At 34.7% G+C, this 1,590-nt stretch carries 1 protein-coding gene; it reads right to left on the bottom strand.

Features of this window, described 5'->3' with window-relative positions; all coding sequences use genetic code 11:
* Positions 1 to 321 precede the first annotated feature (321 nt).
* The gene (locus tag ACSX1H_RS19260; protein WP_439185883.1) at positions 322 to 1,434 is read right to left on the bottom strand and encodes a hypothetical protein; all 1,113 of its coding nucleotides are present in this window, start codon (positions 1,432 to 1,434) and stop codon (positions 322 to 324) included.
* Positions 1,435 to 1,590 lie beyond the last annotated feature (156 nt).

Here is a 1,590-nt window from a genome sequence, read left to right as displayed (position 1 = left end):
TGCAGTTATTTGATATGCTGCACTTACAAAGCGCTCAATTTGCAAGTCGGACGGGGCGGGCTGATTCCGTAACGCTCATAACTTTCAGTGAAAACAATTAAGTCTTCGATTTGCAAAACTTACTATTTGTGCGAATGTGGGTTGCTGGCCCGTGGGTGAGCAGCAAATTCCTCAAAAGCCGCTCGAATCCCAAAAATACTTCGAATCAGGCTTAAAAATATTGGGTGGTGCCTAACGGCTAGGCTATGAAGCGTGCTTTTTTGTGTTGCGCCTGCGGCAAAAAAGTATGCTTTATGAGCCATTGTTAGGCAAAGTACTTTATTATGTTTTTAATGTTAAATCTCTATCTAAGGGTTCAGTTATCCAATTCAAAAATTCAGCGTACGTATTGACATCATCTTCGCTCTGAATTTCATATCTAAGCTTTAGATTTTCTCCATAATTAATTTGTATCCTCTGTTTTTTCAACTCTTCTTTTTCAAATATTGTTACCACTTTTGTATTTGTACAAATAAAAACGACATATTCAATTTCTAAGTTTGTAAACTGTTTAATTAATTCTTCTTCATATTTATCAAACCATTCTTTTATAAAATTTCCTTTCTTGGAGTCCAGCTCTCTAAATAGAAAACCTGTAAAATTTGGCTTTGGAGAACTTATATAGAAAGCACCCTCCCTTTGGTCTGTGAAAATATATTTAGAATTTATAAATAGATTATTCGGTAATACCATTTCTGCATTTGAAGAAATAGCTTTTAAAGACTTAAAATTAATGTCAAATAATACATAGCCTAAACTGGGTTGCCAAAATGCTCTTTCATTGTCTAAATATAAAGAAGTAAAAGCACCTCCAACACCTTCCTCTAATGTATAATTCCAAGTCCCATATGCTTGTAAGATTGAATTCACAGTAACCGAAATTTTCTTAGGTTCCCACGAATCAAAATCATTTGTTTGATATTTGAGTTCCACGAAATTATTTTGGAAAAGAGAAAAATGTGTTCCTTCCATACCTATGTAAGAAAATTCACTACTGCAATTTTCAAGCTTAGTTGAATTTGAATGCTTTTTGCAAAATACAGGTTTGTCATTTTCAAAATACCCTAATAATATTTCAAAATCATTACGGTCAATATTTTCCAGTGCATTTTTAATAATTTCTCTAGAAGATAAACCATAGCCTGCATAAGATTCTACATTCTCAATGAATGAATCTATGGAATTTGCATTCCCAGCACCTCCAAGTATTAACCTGCCATTATTTGTATTAAAAAGTTTAATTTCTGATTGATAAACAACTTTCTCGTCATCTGAATGCGACTTCTCTCCAAAAGAAGAAATCTGATTTTCTTTAGTAGAATTCCATTCTGTTATCGCTGTGTCTGAGAATAGAAATATATTGTCCTTTGCGATAAATCCTGCTATAAATGTCATATTAATGTATAGTTGTGTTATGTCGCACCGTATTTTGCCTAACGGTTAGCTGCATGATGCGGTAGCAGATTCGCGGTGCTGATTGTCCGTCCGACAGGACTGACAATCGAAGCGGGAATCGGCCCAACCAAAGCGAGCCGGACTGCTATGCATTAT

Origin of the sequence: Carboxylicivirga taeanensis (assembly GCF_051851475.1) — a bacterium.
GTDB classification, from domain to species: Bacteria; Bacteroidota; Bacteroidia; order Bacteroidales; family Marinilabiliaceae; genus Carboxylicivirga; species Carboxylicivirga taeanensis.
Note: the sequence above shows the minus strand (reverse complement) of the source record. Positions and strands in the feature narration are given on the sequence as shown.